We start from the raw sequence: 23,995 nt of genomic DNA on the forward strand, positions 1-23,995 counted from the left end.
CTGTTAAGCGAGAAAGCGCATGCGGCGCTGGAATTCTTGGAGGAATAAAATGAGTTATATTGAAGTAGTGAAAGAAGTGAAGAAATACACAATGGGCGATACGGTGATTGCTGCCAATGATGGCGTCTCTTTTTCCGTAGAGAAAGGCGAGATCGCGCTGATCCTTGGTCCTAGTGGCGCCGGTAAGTCCACCGTTTTGAACATACTAGGCGGGATGGATCAATGTGACAGCGGCCAAGTGATTGTCGATGGAACGGATATTGCTGGTTTTGATGCTAAACAACTAACGACCTATCGTCGCAAAGACGTCGGATTTGTCTTTCAATTTTACAATTTGGTGCCGAACTTGACGGCTAGAGAAAATGTGGAACTGTCGGCACAAATCGTACCCGAAGCACTTGATGCAGCTGAGATTTTGACCCAAGTTGGATTAGGTGATCGCTTGGATCACTTTCCTGCACAATTGTCTGGCGGTGAACAGCAAAGGGTCACGATTGCTCGTGCCATAGCCAAGAAGCCCAAACTGCTGCTTTGTGATGAACCAACTGGGGCACTTGACTATGAAACGGGAAAACAGATTTTGGCTATTTTAGAAAAAACAGCTCGCGAGACTGGGACGACCGTTTTGATCATTACACACAACAGTGCATTGGCTCCCATGGCGGATCGCGTGATCCATATCAATGACGCAAAGGTTCGCAAGATGGAAAAAAATACTCATCCGATTCCAATTGCCTCTATTTCTTGGTAAATGCCTATGAAAAAAACATTATTACGTTCCAGTTTACGTGAAATTAGGCAAGCACCCGGGCGATTTTTGTCCATTTTAGGCATTATCTTTTTAGGAGTCGCTTTTTTTGTCGGGATCAGCGCCACCGGCCCTAATATGAAACAAGCTGCTGAAGATTACTTTTCTCGCCAACAATTAGCCGACCTTACAATTGCTTCAACTTTGGGGTTGTCGGATACCGATCGGCAAATCATTGAGGAAATGCCTGGCGTCACAGCGGTTGAGACGGAGCAGATCGCTGATATCAATGCCGAAAATCATCGTGCTGTGATTCGTGTCTTCTCTCTTTCAACTGATCGACCTGTCAATCAATATGAGGTGACTTCTGGTCGATTGCCGCAAAAATCAGGGGAAATCGCCTTAGATCAAGCGGCACAAAATAGTGGTGGTTTCGAATTAGATGAATCCTTTGAGTTGCCAGAAAGTGGCGAAAATCAATTAAAAACCCATACCTTCACGATCGTGGGCTTTGTCAATAGTCCTGAATATATTGAGAACTTTCATCGGGGGAACAGTACCGTTGGTAATGGGACAGTGGATTACTTTGCGGTGATTCCTGAGGAGGATTTTAAAGAAAGTGCGTACGCCCGATTTTTAGTTCGCTTTGATGACTTATCTCAAATGGAAAGCTATTCAGTGGCGTATCAGACGAAAAGAGATCAAATAAGTGCTGAAGTTGAGAAAAAGTTGGCTCCTCGGGCGCAAGGACGCAGACAAGAGCTGATCGATGAAGCACAACCAGCCATTGACGAAGCCAAAGAACAGATCCGCAACGGAGAAACGGCTCTGCAAGAAGCACAAAGGGAACTCGACGACGCACAAGAAAAATTAGCGCAGGCGCACCGGGAACTGACGGAACAAGAAGCAGCTTTCCAAACAGAAATTCAAGCTGCCCAAGAGCAGTTGAATAGTGAAGCACAAAAAATAGCTGAGGGTAAGCAAGCGTTGGCGGAAAACCAACGACTGCTGGATCAAAGCGAACAAGCGTTGCTTCAGCAAGAAGCCCAAGTAAAATCAGCCCAAGCCCAGTTAGCGCCCATTTCAGCACAAAAGTCAGAACTACAAAGTGGCACCCAACAAGTGGAGGAGCAACTTGCGCTGGCATACCAAGGCATGGATCAAATCAGAAGTGTGGGTCAACTTTCTGCAGAGGAGCAAATGGCCCAGCTGCCTACCGTCTATGCACAAGTAACAGCCGCTCTGGCACAGTTGAACCTACCGACAGATGTCCTTGGTCCGATTCCTGATCTGGAGGAAATCGATGAAACGATGATTGCTACTATGCTGACGGCAGCTGAAGATACATTGAATCCACTCATTGCTGAAGGTGAGCAACAACGTGCCCAATTAAGCGGACAACTGGCTGCAATCAATGAACAAGAAGTGCAACTTCAACGGGCGCAACAGCAAGTCAACGCTGGCTGGAGCCAGGTCAGTGCCGGACGCCAAGAATTGGCACAGGCTCAGACCCAGATCACTCAAGGAGAATCGCAGCTGAGTGTTGCTCGTGAGACTTTAGCTTCTGAGCAAGCTAATGGTCAGTCTTTGCTAGACAAGGGCTGGCTGGAATACCGAGAAAACGAAGCAACCCTTCAAGAAAAGCTAGCCGAATTTAAAGAAAGAGCACCAAAAGAACGCGAAAAGCTTGAAGATGTCAAAAAAGAAGTTGCGGAAAAAGAGCAGGAATTGTTGGAGCTAAAACCGGCAGTTTATCGTGTCGCGAACCGCGATGCGAATCCTGGTTATTCAGAATACCAAGACAATGCGGAACGCGTTTCTTCGTTAGCGACGATTTTTCCAGTCATTTTCTTTTTGATCGCAGCCTTAGTGAGTCTAACCACTATGACGCGGATGATCGATGAAAAACGCAGTGAGATCGGAACGTTGAAAGCACTAGGCTATCGCAACTGGGAGATTGGACAGAAATTTTTGCTTTATTCCTCTGCAGCAGGCTTCACAGGTGCTGTATTGGGCCTAGCAGTAGGCTTTTCCTTTTTTCCAGCAATCATCATTCAAGCTTATGGACCGCTTTACAATCTCACGGAGTATGACACCCCATGGTATTTGCGGCTTTCATTGATTGCTGTGGGTGTTAGCTTGCTTTGCACCATCGGAATTGCGCTGCTGGTTTTACGATTTGATTTAAGACAGTCATCGGCTTCCTTGTTGAGACCAAAGGCCCCAAAAACAGGGAAACGAATTCTCTTAGAAAGAATCACTTTTTTATGGCGGCACTTAAGTTTTATTCAAAAAGTTACAATGCGAAACCTGTTTCGCTACAAGTCAAGAATGCTCATGACCATCTTAGGAATCGCTGGTTGCACGTCGATGATTTTAACTGGGTTTGGCCTGAGAGATTCCATCAGCAATATCATTCCTTTGCAGTTTGAGAAAATCTGGCAATATCAGGCGGTGATTACCTTTGATGACGAGGATTCGGAAGCAATGAGTGAAACAAAAGCCGCCGCAGAAGATATTGAAGGCTTTGAAGCAGGGTTATTCTTGCATACGGAAAGTCTGACGTTGGCTCAATCGGGGGTCACGCAGCAAGAAGTAACCGTCACCGTGCCAGAAGATCCTGCGGCTTTATCGAGATTTGTCCACTTGAATGATCGGGTTTCAGGAGAAGCTTACGAGCTAGAAGGAGAGGGTGCCATCATCAATGAAAAGCTTGCTAAGTTGTTTGGATTATCGGTGGGTGATACGATAACGTTGACGAATGAAAGCGGCGAGGAATTTCAACTGAAGGTAGCTGCCATCGCAGAAAACTACACGGGCCATTTTGCTTATTTGACACCTGAAACGTACGAAAAGATCTTTCAGGAAACGCATGCTTACAATAGTGAGTTATTGAAATTCAATCAGCGCTTAAGCAAAACAGATGAAGAAGCGATCGCAGCTGACCTGATGGCACAAGATAATGTCATCAATGTTTCCTTCCTCTCAGCTTCAGCGGATGCCTTAGATGACACGACAGCAACCTTGAACATCGTCATTTGGATCTTGATCACGTCAGCAGGGGCATTAGCCTTTATCGTGTTGTACAACTTGAACAATATCAATATAGCGGAACGGATCCGCGAGTTGTCGACTATCAAAGTATTAGGCTTTTATGATCGAGAAGTGACGATGTACGTCTTTCGTGAGAATATCTTTTTAACGATTTTCGGTATTGGTTTTGGCTTGTTATTAGGGGTGCTTCAGCATCAATTTGTCTTACAGACCATCGAAGTTGATATCGCCATGTTTTCACCGACAGTCGAACCAATGAGCTATGTGTATGCAGCGGGATTGACCTGCTTGTTTTCAGGCGTGGTAGGGATCGCGATGTATTTCAAGTTGAAACATGTCAATATGATCGATGCCTTGAAAGCCAATGAGTAACAAAAACAGCCTTTTTTCAGAAGCATTCTGGAAAAAGGCTGTTTTTATTTTTCTTGTTTTTCTTGCTCAGAGATTTCCCCTTGGACTTCTTCTAGCATGGCTTTTAGTTCAAGCTCTTTTTGCCTTAGCACGACCAAATCTTCTTGAATCTCATCTTTTTTCTCTTCCTCAGGTGGTCGAATAACAAAATTGATTGACAGGGCAACTAAGGTACCGATAAAGGTATCAAGCACACGGTCCAATGCAAAGATGATCGATTCCCCTTGTGGGACACTGGAAGTGATCAACAGCATCGTCGCAATGGCAGAGATGATGCCAGAATTGTTATTGATGCCATCTGAAAAAACGATGACAAAGATGACCAGTGCGGGCAGGACAAACAATTCGATCAGAAAATCATTTTGAAAATATTGCTTCGTCAAAAAATAAAAAATGGCTGTACCGCCGCCGATCGTATTTCCTAGTACCCGTGATTTCCCAAAAGAGATTGTTGTTGTCAGGTCTTGTCGCAATGAAAAGACAGCAGACAAGGCAGCAATCAAAGGCTGGCCGCGATCAAGGAAATGAAAGAGCAGAATACAAAGCATGACAGCGATGGCTGTTTTTATCGTTCGCATACCTAAGCGAAAACGCCCCAGTTTCATGGTAGAATGCCCCCTTTACTTAATCATACCCAATGCTGTTGAGAAATTCTAGTCTTATTCCTCACAATTTAGTATACTTTTCAAAGGAGGTGACAAAAATGAAAATTGGATTGAGAACAGTGAAGACAGCAGTTGCTGCCGGTTTGTCCATGTTTCTTGCTCAGCAGATCGGTCTATTGTATGCGCCAGCCGCAGGGATCATCGCAATTTTGAGTGTTGGGAATACAAAGAAAACCTCGCTCTTTACAGGAATCGGTCGCTTGGTTTCCTTGGCGATCGCGACGCTCCTAGCTTTTGTCAGCTTTCATCTTTTAGGCTTTGGTCCGCTGGGCTTTGTTCTTTTTCTCTTCCTATTTATTCCGACGGCAGTCTATTTCAAATTAACCGATGGGATCGTGGTCAATTCGGTATTGGTGACCCATTATATGATGGAACGTTCTTTTGCTTGGCCATTGATTGGAAATGCTTTTTTGTTGATGAGTATTGGCATCGGCTTTGCACTTTTATTTAACTTGTATATGCCAGACGGCGAACGGGCATTGAAAGAAAAACAGCAGTTGGTGGAAGAAACGTTTAAAAGTCTTTTAAAAGACATGTCGATCGCGTTAACAGAAAAAGAAAAGGCGACGCTCCCTCATGTTTGCCAAGCATTGTTAGGAGAAATCAAGCAAGGCAAACAGCAAGCGATGGTTCATAGTGAAAACCAGTGGCGAGGAGAAGCCTCTTATTATGAAGAGTATTTCACCATGCGGCAAAGTCAAGCGCGCTTACTCTTGGAAATGGTTGATCTATTACAATTGTTTTGGGTAGAAGAAGCCTATACAAATGCGTTTCAAGAGCTGCTATCCTTTACCGCCGAGTCCTTTCATGAAAATAACGATGGAAAAGAGATCTTGGCAAAAATTGCAGCTTTATACGAAGATTATCGACAAAAACCATTGCCGCAAACAAGAGCAGAATTTGAAAATCGGGCTCAGCTGTTTCAGTTTCTGCAAACCTTTAAAAGTTTTATTGAAATCAAAGCCGACTTTTCTGAACAGATTCAGACGATGGAGCGCTAAAAAAAAGACTCCTGCAAAGGAGTCTTTTCACTTTTACTGTTGTTCCCAAAAAGCTTGCATTTGATCAAGAACGTCAATGACATCGGTGGTCAAGTGGATTGATCCTTCGATATCGCCATTGATGGCTTTGATCATATTGGCAATTTCATAATTAAGGGCTTGATTACTGTCACCAGCTTCGATGACCTCATTTGACCCATCGCGGAAATGAATCATGGCTTTGTCCGCACGAGGATACTCATCCACCGTAATGTACCCTTCTTCAAAAGCAACGATACCTGTTTTAGGCATTTTCGCTTGGAAAGTCAGCGTGACACTAGCCATTTCATCAGCTGGATTTTGGAGGATCGTTACAGATTGTTCGTCTACACCAGTAGAGAAGGGCTTCATGCTGCTAAACGCCACTTCTGGCGTATCCGTCATGAAAAAGCGAGCAAATGAAACGGCATATGTGCCAATATCCAGTAACGCACCGCCACCTAAATCTGGGTTGAAGAAACGATTGGTGGGATCAGGATCTTTATAGCTGCCAAATGGTGCTTGGATCATTTTTAATTTTCCTAAGCGTCCAGCATCGATCTCTTCTTTCAAACGTGCATAAACCGGCATATTGAAGATCGTCATAGCTTCTTCTAAGATCAGATTTTTTTCTTTGGCTAAGGTCAATTCTTCAGCTAATTCATCGGCACTGGTCGTAATGGCTTTTTCACAGAGGACATGTTTTCCGGCCATTAGAGCTTTCATAATAAATTCGTGATGAAGATCATTAGGTACTGCAATGTACACAATATCAATTTGCGGATCTTCCAGCATAGCATCTGTGCTTTCATAAGCATGGGGGATAGCGTATTTTTCGGCAAAGGCCTGGACTTTTGGCAAACTGCGGGCGCTGACTCCATACAGTTCACTTGCTTCATTGGAAAAACCAGCGGCAAATTGTGTCGCGATGTCTCCAAGTCCAATCATTCCCCAACGGTATTTTTTCATCATTGATCATCTCCTTCATATTTAGTATAACAAAAGAAATGAATTCTTTAAAATAATCAAAAACAATCGCAAAAAGTTTCCATTACGGCTGACTTTCAGTAAAATATAGAAGAGGAGGGATAACATATGCATAATGTATCAATAGCCATTATTTTAAATACGATTATCGAGCAATATACATCAGAAAAACAGTTTTATGAGACACATTTAGGAATCACTGAGGAGCAATGGGAAGCTTGGAAAACCGGCACAATGAGTTTATCGCCTGCTGAAAATCAGAAAGTGAAACTGCTGTTTTCGGATTATGAATGGATGCTGATCCAAAAAATCATTCGCCAGACCGTCATTTATCCAGAAAAACGCAATCAAGCGGTCGTCGAGTTCAAAAAAATGAAAACCCAAATCGCCAGAACGTGGCTAGGTAGCGATTTAGCAAAAGTCGAATTGTTAACAGAATCTGAAGAAACAGCCCAATACCTTGATTTGAGAGTCAGTATTACGTATGATGAGTGGGGTTATGATGATATATTAAACTTCCGATTGCCCGCTGTTGTTCAGCAGCAGATCCGCAATGAAAAAATCGAGTTGTTAGAGTGGGTTAAAGAAAATCTGGAAGAAACTTATAATTAAAGGTAGGGTATTTTTTGAAAAAGTATTATGGAATGGCTGCGGCAGCAGGATTCTTGTTTTTGGTTCTCCTAACCATACAAGTGAATCGAGTGACCGCAGTCACCCCAATAAAGAATCTAAGTATCGCTCGTTCTACTACTCAAACAGTGACGAGCACAACAACTGAATCCAGCAGTCAAACTTCGACGGAATACTCAGAGGATGCGCAAGAACAAGCAGCTGTTAGTGATGAAGTGAACGAAGATGATTTCCCAACTGTCTCATTGAATGATTGGTCGTTGGCTCTGGTAGGACCAAAAAATAAAATCGTCAGCGAAATCGCGCAAGAAGATTTGGGGAAATTATCAAATGGCTACCTTGTGGACAAGCGAATCGTTTCGGCATACGAAGAACTAGCTGAGGCAGCAAAGGTGGCTGGACATCCTTTAGTCATGGTCTCTGCTTACCGTTCGGTAGAGTATCAACAGGAAATATTCGATGCCAATGTCAATAGCTTGATCCGCCAAGGGAATACAAAAGAAGAAGCAATTCGTATCACGAAACTGACCTTTACTGAACCGGGATATAGTGAGCACCATACCGGTCTTGCGATTGACGTAATCGATGAAGACTGGTATCAAAATCATACAGGCGAACTTCTCAATGAGGGGTTCGGCGTTACAGACGGTGGAAAATGGCTACAAGCCCATGCGAGAGAGTATGGGTTCATCATCCGTTATCCGAAAGGAAAACATGACATTACCCAAATCGATTATGAACCATGGCATTTACGCTATGTAGGCGTCGAAGTGGCGACATATATTGAAGAACATGAGGTAACATTCGAAGAGTTTCTTGATGAGGCAAAAGAACACATCACTCGTAAAGAAGCAGAACTGTCGTATCACGAATTGGCAGATCCTTTGCAGGAGGACTGGATCTTTACTAATTCTCTTACTAGAAATCAAGAAAATAGTCAACGAGCACAAGAAGAGTTGTTGATGAGTGGAGGCGATTTGTTCGCTAAGAACGTGTTTAGTCAGACAAAGGAAGTGAAAAAATGAGTGCAAGACGAAAAAAACAGAAGACTCGTTTCCCATTAGTCTTTCTAGGGTTATTCTTAATTGGGATTGCTTTTATTTTTTCCTTAAATAGTTTGGCGGATCCTCTTCCGAAAGAGGAAGAAACAAATACTGAAGCGATCTCTCATGAAGAATTTATCGATCGCATTGCTCCTTACGCGCAAGAACTGCAAAAAGGCTATGGGATTTTACCAAGTATCATTATAGGTCAGGCGATTCTTGAATCAGATTGGGGCCAGAGTTCTCTAGCCAGCAAATACAATAATTTATTTGGCATCAAGTCATTTGGTCATTCAAAAAAGGTGACATTAGATACCCAAGAGTTTTATAATGGAGAATGGGTCACGATTCAAGGAGATTTTCGTGTCTATGATACTTGGGAAGAATCAATGGATGATCATACGATGTTGTTTGTAAATGGTGTTGATTGGAATCCTGCGCTTTATGTAGATGTCTTGACAGCAAACGACTACCGCAGTGCCGCACAAGCCTTACAAGATGCAGGGTATGCAACGGATCCAGATTATGCCAGCAAAATCATTCAAGTCATTGAAACCTACCAATTGAATCGATTTGATCAATAAGAAAAGAGAGTTGGCTGCTTATGGAAGAAAAATATATGCCAAAAATCACCACTGATTTACGCAAAGATATCGTCAAAGTGCCTAAAGTTATTCGAGAGGCTAGCGGCATTCAAATATTTGGGAAACAAATCCGCTCCATTATTTTTACTACGGATATTGCGATCATCCGTAATACAAATGCGGACGCTGTGATAGCGGTCTATCCTTTTACACCGCACCCAGCAATTACGAAAGCAATTATCGAAGCAGCAGATATTCCAGTGTTTTCTGGTGTCGGCGGCGGCTTGACCCAAGGATTCCGCTCTTCTTATATGAGCATGTTTGCTGAAGCTCAGGGATCGATCGGGGTCGTCTTAAACGGACCCACGCCATTGAAAACTGTGGAGCAAGTCTGTAAAGTCGTGGATATTCCCGTTATCAGTACCGTAACGAGTAAGTATACTGAAATTGATGCCAAACTTGAAGCTGGTGTGAAGGTCATCAATATCAGTGCCGGCAAGGACACAGCGGATACCGTGGCTTTCTTCCGTAAAAAATATCCGAAGCTGCCGATCATTGCAACGGGTGGTCCAACTGAGGAGAGCATCTTAGAAACGATTGAAGCAGGTGCGAATGCGATCACTTACACGCCGCCTTCCAACGGGGAGCTTTTCAGTAAAAAGATGGAGCACTATCGTGATATGGAGAAACCAGAGTAGCAAATGATCCACAAATGAGAATATTTTTATTTATAAAGGGCATTCCATGCTTGTGTTTTTAATCAAAGACAGGCATAATCGAATCTATCATTTAAAAATTACTTGTATATCGTCGAAATATGGTCGACAGTCTCTACCCGATACCGTAAATATCGGACTATAAGTAAAAATCGTGCCTGTTAGACACTTTTTTTGCTTTGGCAAAAAGAGTGTCTTTTTTTTTCAGGATGGAATAGAAAGGAACGAGGAGAGCTAGGATGGAAAAATTAATTGAGCGTATCAAAACACATGGAAATGTGCTGGGCGAAGGGGTTCTTAAAGTGGACCAATTTTTGACCCACCAAGTGGATTATGAGTTGATGAAAGAAATCGGTACAGTCTTCGCGGAACGGTTTCAAGGAAGCGGCATCACAAAAGTAGTGACCATCGAAGCTTCAGGGATCGCACCAGCGCTTTATACTGCAGAACAGTTACAAGTACCAATGATCTTTGCCCGTAAAGCAAAGAGTTTGACGATGGATGAAGAGCTGCTGACTGCATCTGTCTATTCCTTTACTAAGCAAGTGACCAGCCAAGTATCGATTTCCAAGAAATTTTTGTCCTCTGAGGATACAGTCTTGATTATTGATGATTTTTTAGCAAACGGACAAGCAGCAAAAGGGTTGATCGAACTGTGTCAACAAGCAGGAGCCAACGTCGTCGGTATCGGTATCGTGATTGAAAAATCATTCCAAAGTGGTCGACAATTACTTGAAGAAATGGGGATTCCTGTTGTTTCACTAGCACGGATCGCCTCATTGTCTGAGGGACAAGTCAGCTTTTTAGAAGGAGATGCCTAATGAAAGAAACGAATAGCCGTTCAGCAGTTTTAGGCTTGCAGCATTTGCTAGCGATGTATGCAGGAGCTGTTGCCGTCCCTTTGTTGATTGGAACAGGCCTCGGCTTTAATGAAGCGCAGATGACGTATTTGATCTCGATCGATATTTTCATGTGCGGAATCGCTACGCTTTTGCAATTAGTCGTCACCCGCTTTTTTGGGATCGGCCTACCAGTCGTTTTAGGTTGTGCCATCCAAGCTGTCTCCCCATTGATTTTGATTGGCACCAAATCAGGAATCAGTGCGATTTACGGAGCGATCATTGCTGCTGGGATTTTCATTGTCTTGATCGCCGGCATTTTTTCGAAAATCAAAGTTTTGTTCCCTCCATTGGTGACAGGAACGGTGATTACCGTCATCGGCTTGACCTTGATTCCAGTCGCCATCACCAAAATCGGTGGAGGGGATGCCGCAGCTGCTAACTTTGGTGATCCAACGAATTTATTGTTAGGCTTTGTGACGATTGCGCTGATCATTGGCGTGCAAGTGTTTGGCAAAGGCTTTATTCGCTCGATTGCCGTACTGATCGGTTTGATCGGTGGGACTATTTTAGCAGCATTATTAGGCTTGGTTGATCTTTCTGCCATCACTCATGCACCTGTGTTTCATTTGCCTCAGCCTTTTTATTTCGGTTTACCAACCTTTGATCTGTGGTCGATCGTCTTGATGATCATTATTTCCATCGTTAGTTTGGTAGAATCCACAGGCGTTTATTTTGCACTGGGAGACATTACTGAAAAACCGATTACAGGCAATGACTTAAAGCGCGGCTATCGTGCGGAGGGCTTGGCGGTGATCCTTGGTGGGATCTTCAATACGTTTCCTTATACTGGATTTTCACAAAACGTAGGTTTGGTTCAACTTTCAGGCATTAAGACGCGCCGTCCGATTTTCTTTTCAGCAATCTTTTTGATCGTATTAGGGTTGTTTCCAAAAGTCGGTGCCATTGCACAGATCATTCCAGAGGCAGTGCTTGGCGGCGGCATGTTAGTGATGTTTGGCATGGTGGCTGTTCAAGGGATGAGAATGCTGAGCAAAGTTGATTTTATGAATGACAAGAACTTGTTAGTGATTGCAGTATCAATCGGTTTTGGTTTAGGGTTCAATATGATGCCCACTTTATTCAGTCAAATGCCTGAAACCGTTCAAATGTTTACAGGCAATGGGATCGTCATGAGTAGTTTGACTGCCATTGTTTTGAATCTGTTCTTTAATGGACTGCCGAAAGAAACAGACGAAGTGACGGAATTGCGCTTGCAACAGTAAGTTTATTTGATCCAGACGAGGATTCGTCTGGATTTTTTGTATTGTTCCTTTATTTGTCTTATTATCGGATATCTGACGTGTTGAATACATATCTTTGAGATAAAAGCGAACAATGGAAAGTAAAATTTGTTAATAGTTCGAAAATATTTTGACATTGCTCGGGCAACTCGTTACTATTTAGAGGTGAAAGTGAATGTTAGCAGAGCCATGTGACTTTGGGATATCTCAGACGTAGCTTCAAAAGGTTGCTAACAAAATGATTTTCGTAAGAAAAATACTTCTGAGGTTTATTCAGAAGAGAATCGTAAAAAATCAGTGGAGGGAAAATTGAATGAAACCAGCAGTTGCAGTGATTATGGGAAGTCAATCAGATTGGGAAACAATGAAGGAGTGCTGCTTGATTTTAGATGAGTTAGCGATACCTTATCAGAAAAAAGTCGTTTCGGCACATCGTACACCAGATTTGATGTTCGAATTTGCAGAAACAGCCCGAGAAAAAGGGATTAAAGTCATTGTTGCAGGAGCGGGTGGCGCTGCCCATTTGCCGGGAATGGTGGCAGCTAAAACAACATTGCCGGTCATTGGTGTTCCCGTCCAATCACGCGCATTAAACGGTTTGGATTCCCTTTTATCGATCGTGCAAATGCCGGGTGGTGTACCAGTAGCAACAACGGCGATCGGAAAAGCTGGCGCAACTAACGCAGGACTACTTGCAGCCCAGATGCTTTCCATGTATGATTTAGAGATAGCGGAGAAATTAGACGCACGAAGAAATACATTAAAAGAAATCGTATTGGAAAGTAGTGATCAACTTGATTAAACCTTTAATGCCCAACGCAACGATCGGAATCGTTGGCGGAGGACAGCTAGGTCGTATGATGGCAATGAGTGCCAAAGAAATGGGCTTTCGGGTTGGCGTTTTAGACCCTACTGCCAATTGTCCAACAGCCCAAGTCGCTGATTGGCATATTGTTGCTGCCTATGATGATGTGTTTGCTTTAGAAGAAATGGCTCGACGTGCCGATGTAATCACCTATGAATTTGAAAATGTCAGTGTTGAAGCATTGAACTCTATTTTGCCTTACTCACATATCCCTCAAGGCACCGATCTGTTAGCAATCACTCAAGATCGTTTGTTAGAGAAGTCATTTTTAGAGGCAAACAATATCGTGATTGCACCTTATGCCACGATCATCAGCCCGACAGACATCCAAGATGCCATCGATAGCATTGGTTACCCTTGTGTATTAAAAACCACCAGAGGCGGCTATGACGGAAAAGGACAGCACGTGCTTTACAGTACGGCTGATTTGGCGCCTTCCATGAATTTACTTCGCGAAGGAACTTGCGAATTAGAAGCATGGATTCCTTTTGAAAAAGAATTATCGATTTTAGTTGCCGGTAATGGAGAAACCTTTACCACTTTCCCAGTGGTAGAAAATATCCACCGTAACAATATTTTGCATCAAACGATTGCTCCTGCGCGCATTGATCCAGAAGTTGCCGAAGAAGCCAAACGGATCGCTCATATTATTGCGAAGGCATTGGATCTGCAAGGCGTTTTAGCCATCGAAATGTTCCTGACCAAAAGCGGCGGCTTGTATGTCAATGAATTGGCACCACGTCCGCATAATTCGGGTCACTATTCGATCGAAGCTTGTTCCATGAGTCAGTTTGACGCTCATATCCGCGGAATCTGTGGCTGGCCGTTGCCGGAAGTTTCTTTGCTTTCACCTGCAGTCATGGTCAATGTCTTAGGAGATGAATTGACAGAAACCTATGAGTTGATTGCCACAAAACCTGCTTGGCAATTTCATTACTATGGCAAAGAAGAAGCAAAAACCGGTCGAAAAATGGGACATATCACTATTTTGACGGAAGATATTGCAGAAACCACTGAAGAAATCTATCAAACCAATATTTGGGATTAAAGGAGATAAAAACATGTTAGAGCGTTATACAAGACCAGAAATGGGTGCTATTTGGACCGATCAAAATCGCTACCAAGCGTGGCTAGAAGTCGAGATTTTAGCTGACGAAGCTTGGGCGGAATTAGGAGAGATACCGAAAGAGGATGTTGCATTGATTCGTGAAAAAGCATCCTTTGATATCGACCGTATCTTAGAGATCGAAGCGCAAACGCGACATGATGTGGTTGCTTTTACCCGAGCAGTCTCTGAATCTTTGGGTGATGAAAGTAAATGGGTCCACTACGGCTTGACGTCGACGGATGTTGTTGATACGGCGTATGGCTACTTGATGAAACAAGCCAACGATTTGATTCGTGAAGATTTGAACCGTTTCGTGACGATCATTGGCGAAAAAGCCAAAGAATACAAGCATACCGTGATGATGGGACGTACCCATGGTGTTCATGCGGAACCAACGACCTTTGGCTTGAAATTAGCCTTGTGGTATTCAGAAATGAAACGCAATGTTGAACGTTTTGAGCGGGCAGCAAAAGGGGTCGAAGCTGGAAAGATCAGTGGTGCTGTTGGAACCTTTGCAAATATCCCTCCATTTGTCGAAGAGTATGTCTGTGAAAAACTAGGGATTCGTGCGCAAGATATTTCCACGCAAGTATTGCCTCGTGACCTACATGCTGAATATTTCTCAGCAATGGCGTTGATCGCAACGAGCATTGAGAAATTTGCCACCGAGATCCGTGGACTACAAAAATCAGAAACGCGGGAAGTTGAAGAATTCTTCGCCAAAGGACAAAAAGGTTCTTCTGCCATGCCCCATAAGCGTAACCCAATCGGTTCTGAAAATATGGCCGGACTTGCAAGAGTCGTTCGCGGTCATATGGTGACGGCTTATGAAAATGTCTCCCTTTGGCATGAACGGGATATCTCACATTCATCGGCAGAACGGATCATTATTCCGGATACGACGATTTTGATCGATTACATGCTGAATCGCTTTGGCAATATCGTCAAAAATCTGACCGTTTTCCCAGAGAATATGAAGCGCAATATGAATGCGACCTTTGGATTGATCTACAGCCAACGGGTGATGTTGAAATTGATCGATCACGGGATGACCAGAGAGCAAGCCTATGACTTGGTTCAGCCGAAAACAGCGCAAGCTTGGGATGAACAAACGGATTTCCGCCCATTGTTAGAAGCTGATCCAGCAATCACGGATGTTTTGACCAAAGCTGATTTGGATGATGCGTTTGATTACAACCATCATTTAAAACAAGTTGACACGATCTTTGAACGTGTCGGTTTAGCCGAATAAAAAAAGCTGCAACCTTGAGACCTCCGTCTTAAGGTTGCGGCTTTTTTAATAATTTTCAGCTAAGTAGGTCAATAGATCAGGTGCTAAACCAGTTGCTGATTGGTTTTCCTGGCGATCTTCTAACATGGAAACCATCAGAAATCCTTGATCTTGCGAATCGAAGGCGAATAAGAAGCTGTTTTCTTGGCCTTTTTCATCTTGCTTTTCTTTGATTTCAGCAGTTCCTGTTTTGGCAGCTAGCGGAATGTTCAGCGCTGCCAAAGAGTGTGCCGTTCCGTTGGCATCTGAGACAACAGCTGTCAAATCTTGATTGATTTGCTCAATCGTCTCTGGTTTAAAGACTTCTTTGTCTTTTTGCTCTGCCTCTTTCAATAAACGAGGATAAACCAGTTTTCCTTGATTGGCAAAGACCGAATAAGCAGCAGCTTGCTGAATGGGATTCAGTAACAGTTCTCCTTGTCCATAGCCGGTATCTGCCAGTAAAATCTCTGAGTTGAAGGAGTCTTCATTGGAAATTTGAGCAGGATTCATCGCAATCGGTAAATCCAACGTTTCACCAAAAATCAATTTCGACAAACCGTTACGAAAAGCATCTTCACCCATAGCTAAGGTTTGTTGTGCCATATAGATGTTATCAGAGTAAACCAGTGCATCTTTTAGATTGACAGAAGCTACATCGCTGACTCTGGTGACAAAGTAGTCCCCCCAAGAGCTGTCTTTTTGCCACTTCAATCCATCAATCGCAATACTTTGGGTAGGGTCGATCGTACCGTTTTCTAAGCCAATCGCTGCCGTGATAGTCTTAAAGGTCGAACCTGGCGCATAGGCCGTAGCAAAGCGGCTGATGAAAGGCAAGTCTTCGTTTTGTTCATACGCATCGTAGTCTTCTTGGGAGATCCCTTGGGTCATTTTATTGGGATCATAACTCGGTGAGCTGGCTAATACCAGCAGATCACCGGTTTTTGGTTCTGTGACGACCGTGGACCCCGCCTGATTTTGTAAGGCGTCAAAAGCTGTCTTTTGGGCTTGTGCGTCAATGGTCAGTTGGATATCTTTACCATCTGCCCGTTCTTTTTCTAAAAGAACCGATTTTTCAGCACCGTCTTCATCTGTGATGGCGATTTTTCCGCCATTTTCGCCCCGCAACTCTTTGTCAAAGGCAGCTTCCAGACCACTACGACCAATTTGTCCGTTGCTTGCTAGCGTTTCATCCTTTTCGATATCTTCTGCAGTCACGTTCCCTAGATAACCAATCAACTGGGCAGCGGCTTCTCCAAGAGGATAAGTCCGTCCCGTCGTTTCTTTTAAACTTGTTCCAGTTGGCATTTCATCGGTTGGTTCGATAATCTTCAAGGGAACGAACAACTCATCTTGGACCCACGATTGAGCCAATGCTTGATCGATCGCATCTTCTGTTAGGTCAAAACGCTCCGCGATTGCTTTGATATTGGCGGTTTTTTCGTCTCCCGTACCCAGCTGTCCTGGAATGACGCCTAGTTGATAGAGCGTGCCATTTTCTGCTAGCGGTTCGTTGTTTCGGTCTAAGATTTCTCCACGTGTGGCATTATCTACAGAGATACTAACTTTGTCTTGTCCTTCCATTCCCGGAAAAATCAATTGAGGCGACCAATCGATCTTGGCTTGGTCATCAGCCAGAGTAATCGTGCCACTATAAGACAGCTCGGTTAATTCACCTAACGAGGTGGTTAAGGAACCGTTGTATTGGAAATTGAATTGATCGGAATCCTTATCATCGGGCGTTACCTCAATTCCTGAAGCTTTAAATGATTCGGCACCGATACCAGTGAAAATCGCTTCGTATTTTGCTGAGACTTCGTCTGCGGTAAAGCCGTTTGATTCCAAACTTTCTTCGGTCAGTAAAGCAGATAGATTGCTGTACTTCTGATCAGATATAGCACCGATAAAGGAATTGAGGACTTTTTTTGCTGCTGCTTCTTCTTGTCGATTTTGATAGACTGTATAGCCATAATAACCGCCACCAAGTACTAATAAGGCGGCAGGGAGTGCCAGCCAGACGAAACGCTTAGGTTTTTTCGCTGGTTTTTCTTTGCGAGAGCGCCGGTTTTCTGACATATTATTGTTCCTCCTTTAGTGCCGACAAACGGGCGTGATAAAGCGGCAACAGCGTTTGATAAACTGCTAAAATATCCGCCATCTCAACGTCTTCGATCATTTTTTTCGGAAAAATCTTGCCAATCTGAAGTTCACTTTTTTTGACTTTCTGTAATCGTTCTAAGTAGGTTGGCCATTTAGCGATTGGAGAGTGGTCATACTTGGTATGATCAGGAGATAGCGTAAAGTCTGCTGGCAATTGATCAAATAATTCTTTATGAGCCAGCCAAGATTCCGCGATCGTTGCTTGATTTTTCGGTTGATCGATCACACTGAGCCAAACAAAGACATACGCTTGATTGATCCCAATTTGAAAGTGGGCATCCATTTTATAACCACGCTTGTTAGGGCCGATCCCCGCCCACGTTTCGGCAGGAGGGTAGACGGTTCTACGCCGATGCTGTGCGATATGCAAATAAAAAGGTTCTTGACAGCTTTCTTCAAATAATGGGATCGCTGCCTCGCCGATGGTTTGGAAAACCGGCTGGATCTCTGAACGGATTTGTTCCATTCTTTCTTCTAATGTTTCTAAAGCAAAAGCATCAAATGACTGTTTTGTAAATAGCATAATCGTGTCCTTTCTTTTGTCTGAAAACAGTATAACAAAAAAAGCCCGTAAAATTTCGGGCTTTTGTTTTTTTTATCTTATTTTTATTTAGTGATCACCCGTCAGTGCGTAGCATGACTTAAGTTAAAGGTAGGGGCTTGACTTTGTTCCTTCAAAAGATGCAAAAGATCGTCTAAAAAAGAAAAGTCCATTTCTTCTAAATTAAAATAAATACGGAAAGAATACGTATGTTTAAATAAGCTTTGACGATGTATCTGGTGAATGATCAATTCGTCATTGCGGCCATTTTGAAATTGTAGAACTCTTTTTTGTTCTTCTGCATAGTGAGGACGTGCCCCTTTTTTGAAGGGACTGAATACATAGAAACTCGTTTGTTGGTTAATGGAAAGGATTTGCTGCACGGCCAATAATTCGTTATGGAGCTGTTGTTTTTCTTTGTCTGTTAAATGAGCTAAAAAAAGTTCAGCACGATTCTTTAGCGACCACATATAGTACTCCTCCTTGAATGTAGCTACAATACGACCTAAATATAGCATGAAAATAGAATGTTGTAAACGCTTTATAAAACCCTTCGCCAGTCAAACGGGAGAGGTAAACTTGCTCGACGGGATAAAAGGCGAACATTCGTGTTTATTAATGTGTAAATGTACAGATAATCGTTGACCCGCTTTTTCAGCGTTGTTAGAATAATAAACAAATAAAGATGTGTGTCATCGCTATGTGAAAAATAATACTTAACTGAGGTGGAATATGGAATCAGAAGTGCTTCTTTATGAAGGAAAAGCCAAGAAATTGTTTAAAACCAACGAAGAAGATGTGTTGAGAGTCCTTTATCTGGACCAAGCAACTGCGCTGAACGGTTTAAAGAAAGATGCAGTCGCAGGGAAGGGTGCCCTAAACAATCAGATCACTGCGCATCTTTTTCAGCGTTTAGCTGATAAAAATGTCCCAAGTCACTTTCTTCAATTAGTGTCTAAACACGAACAATTAATTCGAGCTGTCACCATGATTCCTTTAGAAGTCGTTGTTCGCAATACGGCTGCTGGTAGTTTTTCAAAGCGCTTGGGCATCGAAGAAGGAACCAGACTGCCAAAGCCGATCGTGGAGTTTTACTACAAAGAGGATCGTTTAGATGATCCGTTTATCAATGACGATCATGTGTTCTATCTGGGTCTTGCTACAAAAGAGGAACTGGACCAGATCAAAAAACTGGCGCTACAAGTCAACGCTGCGTTACTGGAAATCTTTGCAAGTATCCAGATTCAACTGATCGATTTTAAAATCGAGATCGGAAAAACCAAGAAGGGCGAGTTGCTCCTGGCTGATGAGATCTCACCAGATACTTGCCGCTTATGGGATATGGGTACAAATGAACATCTTGATAAAGATGTCTATCGTCGTGATTTAGGGGACATCGTTCCTGTTTATGAAGAAGTTTTAAATCGTTTAGAAAAGGAGAATTCAACATGTATTTAGTCAAAGTTTACGTCACTTATAAGGAATCTGTTTTGGACCCTCAAGGAGAAGCCGTCAAAGGAGCTGTTCATCGCTTAGGATATCAAGATGTCAGTGATATTCGCATCGGGAAATACTTTGAAATCAAAGTGACACCTTCCAACAATCAAACACAAGCAGCAGTAGCAGAGGAGATTGAAGCGATCTGTGACAAACTTTTAGCAAACGTCAATATGGAAACCTACCGTTATGAAATAGTTCAAATGGAGGAAGCAGCCCTATGAAATTTGCAGTGATCGTCTTTCCTGGATCAAATTGTGATGTTGATTTGATGTGGGCAATCAAAGATATCATGGGGGCAGAAGCAGAATATGTGCGCCATGATGCAGAAAGCTTAGCCGGTTTTGACGGTGTTTTGCTTCCAGGAGGATTTTCTTATGGTGATTACTTAAGATGCGGAGCGATTGCCCGTTTTTCTACGATCATGTCAGAGGTCATTCGTTTGGCAAATGAAGGCAAACCTGTCTTTGGTACCTGCAATGGGTTTCAAATTTTAACGGAAGCGGGCTTGTTACCAGGGGTTTTACAAAGAAATGAATCATTGCATTTTATTTGCAAGCCGGTCCGTCTGCAAGTGAATAATCGAACAGCTTTTACTTCTGAATATGAAACGGATCAAGTCATTACGCTTCCTGTCGCTCATGGTGAGGGCAATTATTATTGTGATGAAACGACTTATCAGGAATTGGTTGCTAACAATCAAATCGTTTTCCGTTATGAAGATAACGTCAACGGCAGTCTACACAATATCGCTGGTATCTGCAACAAAGCAGGCAATGTCCTAGGCATGATGCCTCATCCAGAACGAGCGATGGAAAGTTTATTAGGCTCAGAAGATGGCAAGAAGTTTTTTGCTTCATTATTGAAAAATTTTGGGAAGGTGCCGGTAAATGGATAAAATGATCGTAAAAGAACCTACACCACAAGAAATCAAAGACACGAAATTATACGAGCAATGGGGATTGACCCAAGAAGAATATCGGATGATCTCAGAAGATATTTTGGGACGTTTACCAAACTATACCGAAACTGGACTCTTTTCAGTGATGTGGAGTGAACATTGTTCTTACAAAAATTCCAAACCTGTTTTGCGGAAATTCCCGACAGATGGGCCGCAAGTACTGCAAGGTCCGGGAGAAGGTGCGGGCATCGTGGATATCGGCGATGATCTAGCTGTCGTATTTAAAGCGGAAAGCCATAATCATCCTTCTGCGGTGGAACCTTATGAAGGAGCAGCAACTGGTGTTGGTGGGATCATCCGCGACATCTTTAGTATGGGAGCAAGACCGATTGCTGTTTTAGACTCCTTACGATTTGGTGAGTTAGATAATCCAAGAACGAAATATCTTTTGGAAGAAGTCGTTGCTGGGATCAGTGGCTATGGCAACTGTATTGGGATTCCGACCGTCGGTGGTGAAGTGGCATTTGACCCTTGTTATGAAGGCAATCCATTAGTCAATGCCATGTGTGTAGGGATCATTGCTCACAAGGATATTCAAAAAGGGCAGGCCAAAGGTGTTGGAAACACCATCATGTATGTCGGCGCAAAAACAGGACGCGACGGGATACACGGGGCGACTTTTGCATCGGAAGAATTTGTCGAAGGAGAAGAACAACAACGTTCCGCCGTACAAGTCGGTGATCCTTTTATGGAAAAACTTTTGTTGGAAGCTTGTTTGGAATTGATCGTGGATCATTCGGACATTTTAGTCGGAATTCAAGATATGGGTGCTGCTGGATTGGTTTCTTCTAGTGCCGAGATGGCATCAAAAGCCGGATCAGGTTTGCGCTTAACATTAGATGATGTTCCACAACGAGAAACTAATATGACGCCTTATGAAATGATGTTGTCAGAATCCCAAGAGCGGATGCTGATCTGTGTCAAAAAAGGGCATGAAGCTGAAGTGGAAGCCCTCTTTAAGAAATACGATCTAGAAGCAGTCGTGATCGGTGAAGTGACGGATGATGGCAACTATCGTTTGTTCCATCATGGACAGGAAGTCGCTAATTTACCAGTGGATGCTTTAGCTGAAGATGCACCGACTTACTACAAAGAGATGGCAGAACCAGCACGGATCAAAGTGTTTAAGGAAACACCGGACTTTGTTCCAGTGATTCATTCAGCAACGTCTGTATTTGCGGACCTGCTGCAGCAGCCGACGATCGCTTCGAAACGCTCGATTTTTGAAACCTACGATTCGCAAGTTCGTACCAATACCGTGGTAGGACCCGGCAGTGATGCGGCCGTTTTACGAATCAAGGGAACCAATAAAGCCTTGGCGATGACGACTGACTGTAATGCTCGTTACCTCTACTTAGATCCTGAAGTCGGCGGACAGATCGCAGTTGCAGAAGCTGCTCGAAATATCGTCGCTTCCGGTGGGCGTCCATTGGCGATCACTGACTGCCTTAACTTCGGCTCGCCAGATAAACCAGAAGGATTCTGGGAGTTATCTACGGCTGCTGACGGGATCTCAGAAGCTTGTCGTGTACTAGAGACACCAGTAATCTCTGGGAACGTCTCCTTATACAACGAAACGGACGGACAATCGGTCTATCCAACGCCTGTAATTGGGATGGTCGGATTGATCGAAGAGCTGGCGCATATCACGACGCAGCATTTCCAAGCAGCAGGGGATGTGATCTATATCCTAGGGGAAACCCATGCTGACTTCAATGGGTCTGAATTGCAAAAACTGCAGACAGGAAAGATCGCTGGGCGTTTAATGTCCTTTGACCTTGAAACAGAAAAAATGAACCAACAATTGGTTACCGCAGCGATCCAAGCAGGTCTTGTTCAAAGTGCCCACGACTGTGCCGAAGGTGGTTTAGCGATCGCTTTAGCCGAATCCGCTTTTGACAAGGGCTTTGGTCTAAATGTGACCGTGTCATTGCCAGCAGCACAATTGTTTTCAGAAACCCAATCCCGTTTTGTGCTTTCAGTCGCACCTGATAAGCAAGCAGCTTTTGAAGCACTGGTAGGTGCTGCTGCAATAGCGATCGGGGAAGTGACTGCTGATGGCCAGATTCGCATGCAAGCACAAGATGATACGATCGAGATGCCCCTTACTGAGGCGAAATTGAAATGGGAGGAAGCCATTCCATGTTTAATGAAGTAAAGAGCCTCAACGAGGAATGTGGGGTTTTTGGTGTTTGGGGTCATCCAGATGCCGCTCGTGTCACCTACTTCGGACTACACAGTTTGCAACATCGCGGCCAAGAGGGTGCTGGGATCGTCACGAATGATGCGGGAAAACTCAATGGTCACCGTGATTTAGGGTTGCTAGCGGAAGTGTTTTCGGATGAACGTGTCCTCCAGCGTCTGACAGGAGATGCTGCCATTGGTCACGTTCGTTACGCAACTGCTGGTAATGGTAGCGTTGATAATATTCAACCGTTTTTATTCAAATTTTTTGATCAGCAGATTGGCTTAGCTCATAACGGCAACTTGACGAATGCGAAAAGTCTACGGAAATCATTAGAAGAGGCTGGTGCGATTTTCCACTCGAATTCCGATACAGAGATTCTCATGCACTTGATCCGTCGCAGCGAAGAACCGCTTTTTATGGATCGGGTCAAGGAGGCATTAAATCAAGTTAAAGGTGGATTTGCGTACCTTTTACTGACGGAAAATGCCATGATCGCAGCACTAGACCCCAATGGCTTTCGGCCATTGTCAATCGGGAAAATGGTCAATGGTGCTTATGTGGTGGCTTCAGAAACCTGTGCGTTGGAAGTCATCGGTGCGGAATTTATTCGTGATGTCCGACCGGGCGAAGTCGTGATCATTGATGATGCAGGCATTCAAATCGAGCAGTATACCCAAGAAGTACAACCGGCGATTTGTTCGATGGAGTTTATTTATTTTGCCCGTCCTGATTCCAACATCGCTGGCGTCAATGTTCATCGTGCCCGTAAAAATATGGGCCGTCGCTTGGCAAAAGAGGCGCCGATCGAAGCGGATATGGTCATTGGTGTACCGAATTCATCCTTATCTGCTGCCAGCGGGTACGCAGAAGCTTCAGGTATTCCTTATGAATTGGGCTTAGTAAAAAATCAATACATTGCACGAACGTTTATTCAACCGACACAGGAGTTAAGAGAGCAAGGCGTGCGAATGAAGCTCTCAGCTGTTCGTGGCGTAGTCGAAGGCAAACGAGTGATTCTAGTCGACGATTCGATCGTCCGAGGAACCACCAGCCGCCGTATCGTGCAACTGCTAAAAGAGGCAGGTGCCAAAGAAGTTCATGTGCGTATCGGTTCGCCGCCTTTGCGCTATCCATGTTTTTACGGGATCGACATTCAAACGAGAAAAGAATTGATCGCAGCCAAATATACGGAAGCTGAGATTTGTGAAAAAATCGAAGCAGATTCTTTGGCCTTTTTAAGTGAAGACGGGTTGATCGAAGCGATCGGTTTAGATTTCGACGCACCTTACTCAGGATTGTGTATGGCCTATTTCAATGGCGATTATCCAACCCCTTTGTATGATTATGAAGAAAACTATCTCGCGTCTTTAGCTGAATAAGCTGAATAAATAGTAGACAAAAATGG

General features: G+C 43.6%; 22 protein-coding genes and 1 riboswitch. Of the genes, 17 read left to right on the forward strand and 5 right to left on the reverse strand.

Features of this window, described 5'->3' with window-relative positions:
• Positions 1-49: 49 nt before the first annotated feature.
• Together IGI86_RS06775 and IGI86_RS06780 are read left to right on the forward strand one after the other, a co-directional pair.
• Positions 50-751 carry an ABC transporter ATP-binding protein gene (locus tag IGI86_RS06775; RefSeq protein WP_008381485.1) on the forward strand — a complete coding sequence of 234 codons (702 nt, stop codon included), beginning with the start codon at positions 50-52 and terminating at the stop codon, positions 749-751.
• Positions 752-4,174 (forward strand): FtsX-like permease family protein, encoded by a 3,423-nt coding sequence (locus IGI86_RS06780; RefSeq protein ID WP_430617845.1) that lies wholly within the window; start codon positions 752-754, stop codon positions 4,172-4,174. It begins immediately after the preceding gene.
• Between the two features lie 44 nt (positions 4,175-4,218).
• On the opposite strand, the gene IGI86_RS06785 is transcribed toward IGI86_RS06780, so the two are convergent.
• Entirely contained in the window at positions 4,219-4,818 is a 600-nt protein-coding gene (locus IGI86_RS06785; protein WP_005231932.1) for an FUSC family protein, read from the reverse strand.
• A 98-nt stretch (positions 4,819-4,916) separates the two neighbouring features.
• Here IGI86_RS06785 and IGI86_RS06790 point away from each other — a divergent pair, with 98 nt between their 5' ends.
• Positions 4,917-5,879, forward strand: a complete 963-nt coding sequence (locus tag IGI86_RS06790) for an aromatic acid exporter family protein (protein WP_034872222.1) — start codon at positions 4,917-4,919, stop codon at positions 5,877-5,879.
• 33 nt (positions 5,880-5,912) lie between these two features.
• On the opposite strand, the gene IGI86_RS06795 is transcribed toward IGI86_RS06790, so the two are convergent.
• Positions 5,913-6,869 carry a Gfo/Idh/MocA family protein gene (locus IGI86_RS06795; RefSeq protein WP_016613320.1) on the reverse strand — a complete coding sequence of 319 codons (957 nt, stop codon included), beginning with the start codon at positions 6,867-6,869 and terminating at the stop codon, positions 5,913-5,915.
• A 123-nt stretch (positions 6,870-6,992) separates the two neighbouring features.
• Between IGI86_RS06795 and IGI86_RS06800 the strand changes: the two genes are divergently transcribed.
• From IGI86_RS06800 to purB, 9 genes are all read left to right on the forward strand, one after another.
• Positions 6,993-7,496: a hypothetical protein gene (locus tag IGI86_RS06800; protein WP_430617846.1), complete on the forward strand. Its 504-nt coding sequence runs from the start codon at positions 6,993-6,995 to the stop codon at positions 7,494-7,496.
• 32 nt (positions 7,497-7,528) lie between these two features.
• Complete coding sequence (locus tag IGI86_RS06805; protein ID WP_016620877.1) at positions 7,529-8,539, forward strand: M15 family metallopeptidase; 1,011 nt, start codon at positions 7,529-7,531, stop codon at positions 8,537-8,539.
• The gene (locus IGI86_RS06810; RefSeq protein WP_005236425.1) at positions 8,536-9,141 is read left to right on the forward strand and encodes a glycoside hydrolase family 73 protein; all 606 of its coding nucleotides are present in this window, start codon (positions 8,536-8,538) and stop codon (positions 9,139-9,141) included. The genes IGI86_RS06805 and IGI86_RS06810 overlap by 4 nt, the downstream gene beginning before the upstream one ends.
• Before the next feature lie 20 nt (positions 9,142-9,161).
• The gene (locus IGI86_RS06815; RefSeq protein WP_008381475.1) at positions 9,162-9,839 is read left to right on the forward strand and encodes a hydrolase; all 678 of its coding nucleotides are present in this window, start codon (positions 9,162-9,164) and stop codon (positions 9,837-9,839) included.
• Positions 9,840-9,921: 82 nt separating this feature from the next.
• Positions 9,922-10,019, forward strand: a riboswitch (purine riboswitch).
• A gap of 77 nt (positions 10,020-10,096) precedes the next feature.
• A complete protein-coding gene (locus IGI86_RS06820) occupies positions 10,097-10,678 on the forward strand; it encodes a xanthine phosphoribosyltransferase (protein WP_430617847.1) in 582 nt (193 codons plus the stop codon).
• The gene (locus IGI86_RS06825; RefSeq protein ID WP_016613324.1) at positions 10,678-11,982 is read left to right on the forward strand and encodes a nucleobase:cation symporter-2 family protein; all 1,305 of its coding nucleotides are present in this window, start codon (positions 10,678-10,680) and stop codon (positions 11,980-11,982) included. Before IGI86_RS06820 ends, IGI86_RS06825 begins: the two co-directional genes overlap by 1 nt.
• A gap of 331 nt (positions 11,983-12,313) precedes the next feature.
• Positions 12,314-12,802: a 5-(carboxyamino)imidazole ribonucleotide mutase gene (gene purE, locus IGI86_RS06830; RefSeq protein WP_005236418.1), complete on the forward strand. Its 489-nt coding sequence runs from the start codon at positions 12,314-12,316 to the stop codon at positions 12,800-12,802.
• Complete coding sequence (gene purK, locus IGI86_RS06835; RefSeq protein ID WP_016613325.1) at positions 12,786-13,913, forward strand: 5-(carboxyamino)imidazole ribonucleotide synthase; 1,128 nt, start codon at positions 12,786-12,788, stop codon at positions 13,911-13,913. The genes purE and purK overlap by 17 nt, the downstream gene beginning before the upstream one ends.
• A 13-nt stretch (positions 13,914-13,926) precedes the next feature.
• Positions 13,927-15,225 (forward strand): adenylosuccinate lyase, encoded by a 1,299-nt coding sequence (purB, locus tag IGI86_RS06840; RefSeq protein ID WP_008381467.1) that lies wholly within the window; start codon positions 13,927-13,929, stop codon positions 15,223-15,225.
• Between the two features lie 45 nt (positions 15,226-15,270).
• On the opposite strand, the gene IGI86_RS06845 is transcribed toward purB, so the two are convergent.
• The 3 genes from IGI86_RS06845 to IGI86_RS06855 all read right to left on the reverse strand — a co-directional run bounded on the left by IGI86_RS06845 (position 15,271) and on the right by IGI86_RS06855 (position 18,462).
• Positions 15,271-17,319 carry a penicillin-binding transpeptidase domain-containing protein gene (locus IGI86_RS06845; protein WP_016620874.1) on the reverse strand — a complete coding sequence of 683 codons (2,049 nt, stop codon included), beginning with the start codon at positions 17,317-17,319 and terminating at the stop codon, positions 15,271-15,273.
• Between the two features lies 1 nt (position 17,320).
• On the reverse strand, positions 17,321-17,926 hold the full coding sequence (locus IGI86_RS06850) for a DUF1054 domain-containing protein (protein WP_430617848.1): 606 nt from the start codon (positions 17,924-17,926) through the stop codon (positions 17,321-17,323).
• Between the two features lie 101 nt (positions 17,927-18,027).
• Positions 18,028-18,462, reverse strand: a complete 435-nt coding sequence (locus IGI86_RS06855; protein WP_005236409.1) for a hypothetical protein — start codon at positions 18,460-18,462, stop codon at positions 18,028-18,030.
• Positions 18,463-18,676: 214 nt separating this feature from the next.
• Here IGI86_RS06855 and purC point away from each other — a divergent pair, with 214 nt between their 5' ends.
• From purC to purF, 5 genes are read left to right on the forward strand one after another with little or no spacing between them, the layout of a single operon-like run.
• On the forward strand, positions 18,677-19,402 hold the full coding sequence (gene purC, locus IGI86_RS06860; protein WP_016620872.1) for a phosphoribosylaminoimidazolesuccinocarboxamide synthase: 726 nt from the start codon (positions 18,677-18,679) through the stop codon (positions 19,400-19,402).
• Positions 19,393-19,665 carry a phosphoribosylformylglycinamidine synthase subunit PurS gene (gene purS, locus IGI86_RS06865; protein WP_005230018.1) on the forward strand — a complete coding sequence of 91 codons (273 nt, stop codon included), beginning with the start codon at positions 19,393-19,395 and terminating at the stop codon, positions 19,663-19,665. Before purC ends, purS begins: the two co-directional genes overlap by 10 nt.
• Positions 19,662-20,339, forward strand: a complete 678-nt coding sequence (purQ, locus tag IGI86_RS06870; RefSeq protein ID WP_016613328.1) for a phosphoribosylformylglycinamidine synthase subunit PurQ — start codon at positions 19,662-19,664, stop codon at positions 20,337-20,339. Before purS ends, purQ begins: the two co-directional genes overlap by 4 nt.
• A complete protein-coding gene (purL, locus tag IGI86_RS06875) occupies positions 20,332-22,560 on the forward strand; it encodes a phosphoribosylformylglycinamidine synthase subunit PurL (protein ID WP_430617849.1) in 2,229 nt (742 codons plus the stop codon). Before purQ ends, purL begins: the two co-directional genes overlap by 8 nt.
• The gene (purF, locus tag IGI86_RS06880) at positions 22,545-23,969 is read left to right on the forward strand and encodes an amidophosphoribosyltransferase (RefSeq protein ID WP_016613330.1); all 1,425 of its coding nucleotides are present in this window, start codon (positions 22,545-22,547) and stop codon (positions 23,967-23,969) included. The genes purL and purF overlap by 16 nt, the downstream gene beginning before the upstream one ends.
• The last annotated feature ends 26 nt before the right edge of the window (positions 23,970-23,995 follow it).

The sequence above is a fragment of the Enterococcus sp. AZ188 genome, assembly GCF_050544075.1.
Taxonomy (GTDB): Bacteria; Bacillota; Bacilli; order Lactobacillales; family Enterococcaceae; genus Enterococcus_D; species Enterococcus_D entomosocium.

Coding starts and splice junctions, on each gene's coding strand:
- IGI86_RS06775 (WP_008381485.1), top strand. CDS start 50: ATGAGTTATATTGAAGTAGTGAAAGAAGTGAAGAAATACACAATGGGC.
- IGI86_RS06780 (WP_430617845.1), top strand. CDS start 752: ATGCCTATGAAAAAAACATTATTACGTTCCAGTTTACGTGAAATTAGG.
- IGI86_RS06785 (WP_005231932.1), bottom strand. CDS start 4,818: ATGAAACTGGGGCGTTTTCGCTTAGGTATGCGAACGATAAAAACAGCC.
- IGI86_RS06790 (WP_034872222.1), top strand. CDS start 4,917: ATGAAAATTGGATTGAGAACAGTGAAGACAGCAGTTGCTGCCGGTTTG.
- IGI86_RS06795 (WP_016613320.1), bottom strand. CDS start 6,869: ATGATGAAAAAATACCGTTGGGGAATGATTGGACTTGGAGACATCGCG.
- IGI86_RS06800 (WP_430617846.1), top strand. CDS start 6,993: ATGCATAATGTATCAATAGCCATTATTTTAAATACGATTATCGAGCAA.
- IGI86_RS06805 (WP_016620877.1), top strand. CDS start 7,529: ATGGCTGCGGCAGCAGGATTCTTGTTTTTGGTTCTCCTAACCATACAA.
- IGI86_RS06810 (WP_005236425.1), top strand. CDS start 8,536: ATGAGTGCAAGACGAAAAAAACAGAAGACTCGTTTCCCATTAGTCTTT.
- IGI86_RS06815 (WP_008381475.1), top strand. CDS start 9,162: ATGGAAGAAAAATATATGCCAAAAATCACCACTGATTTACGCAAAGAT.
- IGI86_RS06820 (WP_430617847.1), top strand. CDS start 10,097: ATGGAAAAATTAATTGAGCGTATCAAAACACATGGAAATGTGCTGGGC.
- IGI86_RS06825 (WP_016613324.1), top strand. CDS start 10,678: ATGAAAGAAACGAATAGCCGTTCAGCAGTTTTAGGCTTGCAGCATTTG.
- purE (WP_005236418.1), top strand. CDS start 12,314: ATGAAACCAGCAGTTGCAGTGATTATGGGAAGTCAATCAGATTGGGAA.
- purB (WP_008381467.1), top strand. CDS start 13,927: ATGTTAGAGCGTTATACAAGACCAGAAATGGGTGCTATTTGGACCGAT.
- IGI86_RS06845 (WP_016620874.1), bottom strand. CDS start 17,319: ATGTCAGAAAACCGGCGCTCTCGCAAAGAAAAACCAGCGAAAAAACCT.
- IGI86_RS06850 (WP_430617848.1), bottom strand. CDS start 17,926: ATGCTATTTACAAAACAGTCATTTGATGCTTTTGCTTTAGAAACATTA.
- IGI86_RS06855 (WP_005236409.1), bottom strand. CDS start 18,462: ATGCTATATTTAGGTCGTATTGTAGCTACATTCAAGGAGGAGTACTAT.
- purC (WP_016620872.1), top strand. CDS start 18,677: ATGGAATCAGAAGTGCTTCTTTATGAAGGAAAAGCCAAGAAATTGTTT.
- purS (WP_005230018.1), top strand. CDS start 19,393: ATGTATTTAGTCAAAGTTTACGTCACTTATAAGGAATCTGTTTTGGAC.
- purQ (WP_016613328.1), top strand. CDS start 19,662: ATGAAATTTGCAGTGATCGTCTTTCCTGGATCAAATTGTGATGTTGAT.
- purL (WP_430617849.1), top strand. CDS start 20,332: ATGGATAAAATGATCGTAAAAGAACCTACACCACAAGAAATCAAAGAC.
- purF (WP_016613330.1), top strand. CDS start 22,545: ATGTTTAATGAAGTAAAGAGCCTCAACGAGGAATGTGGGGTTTTTGGT.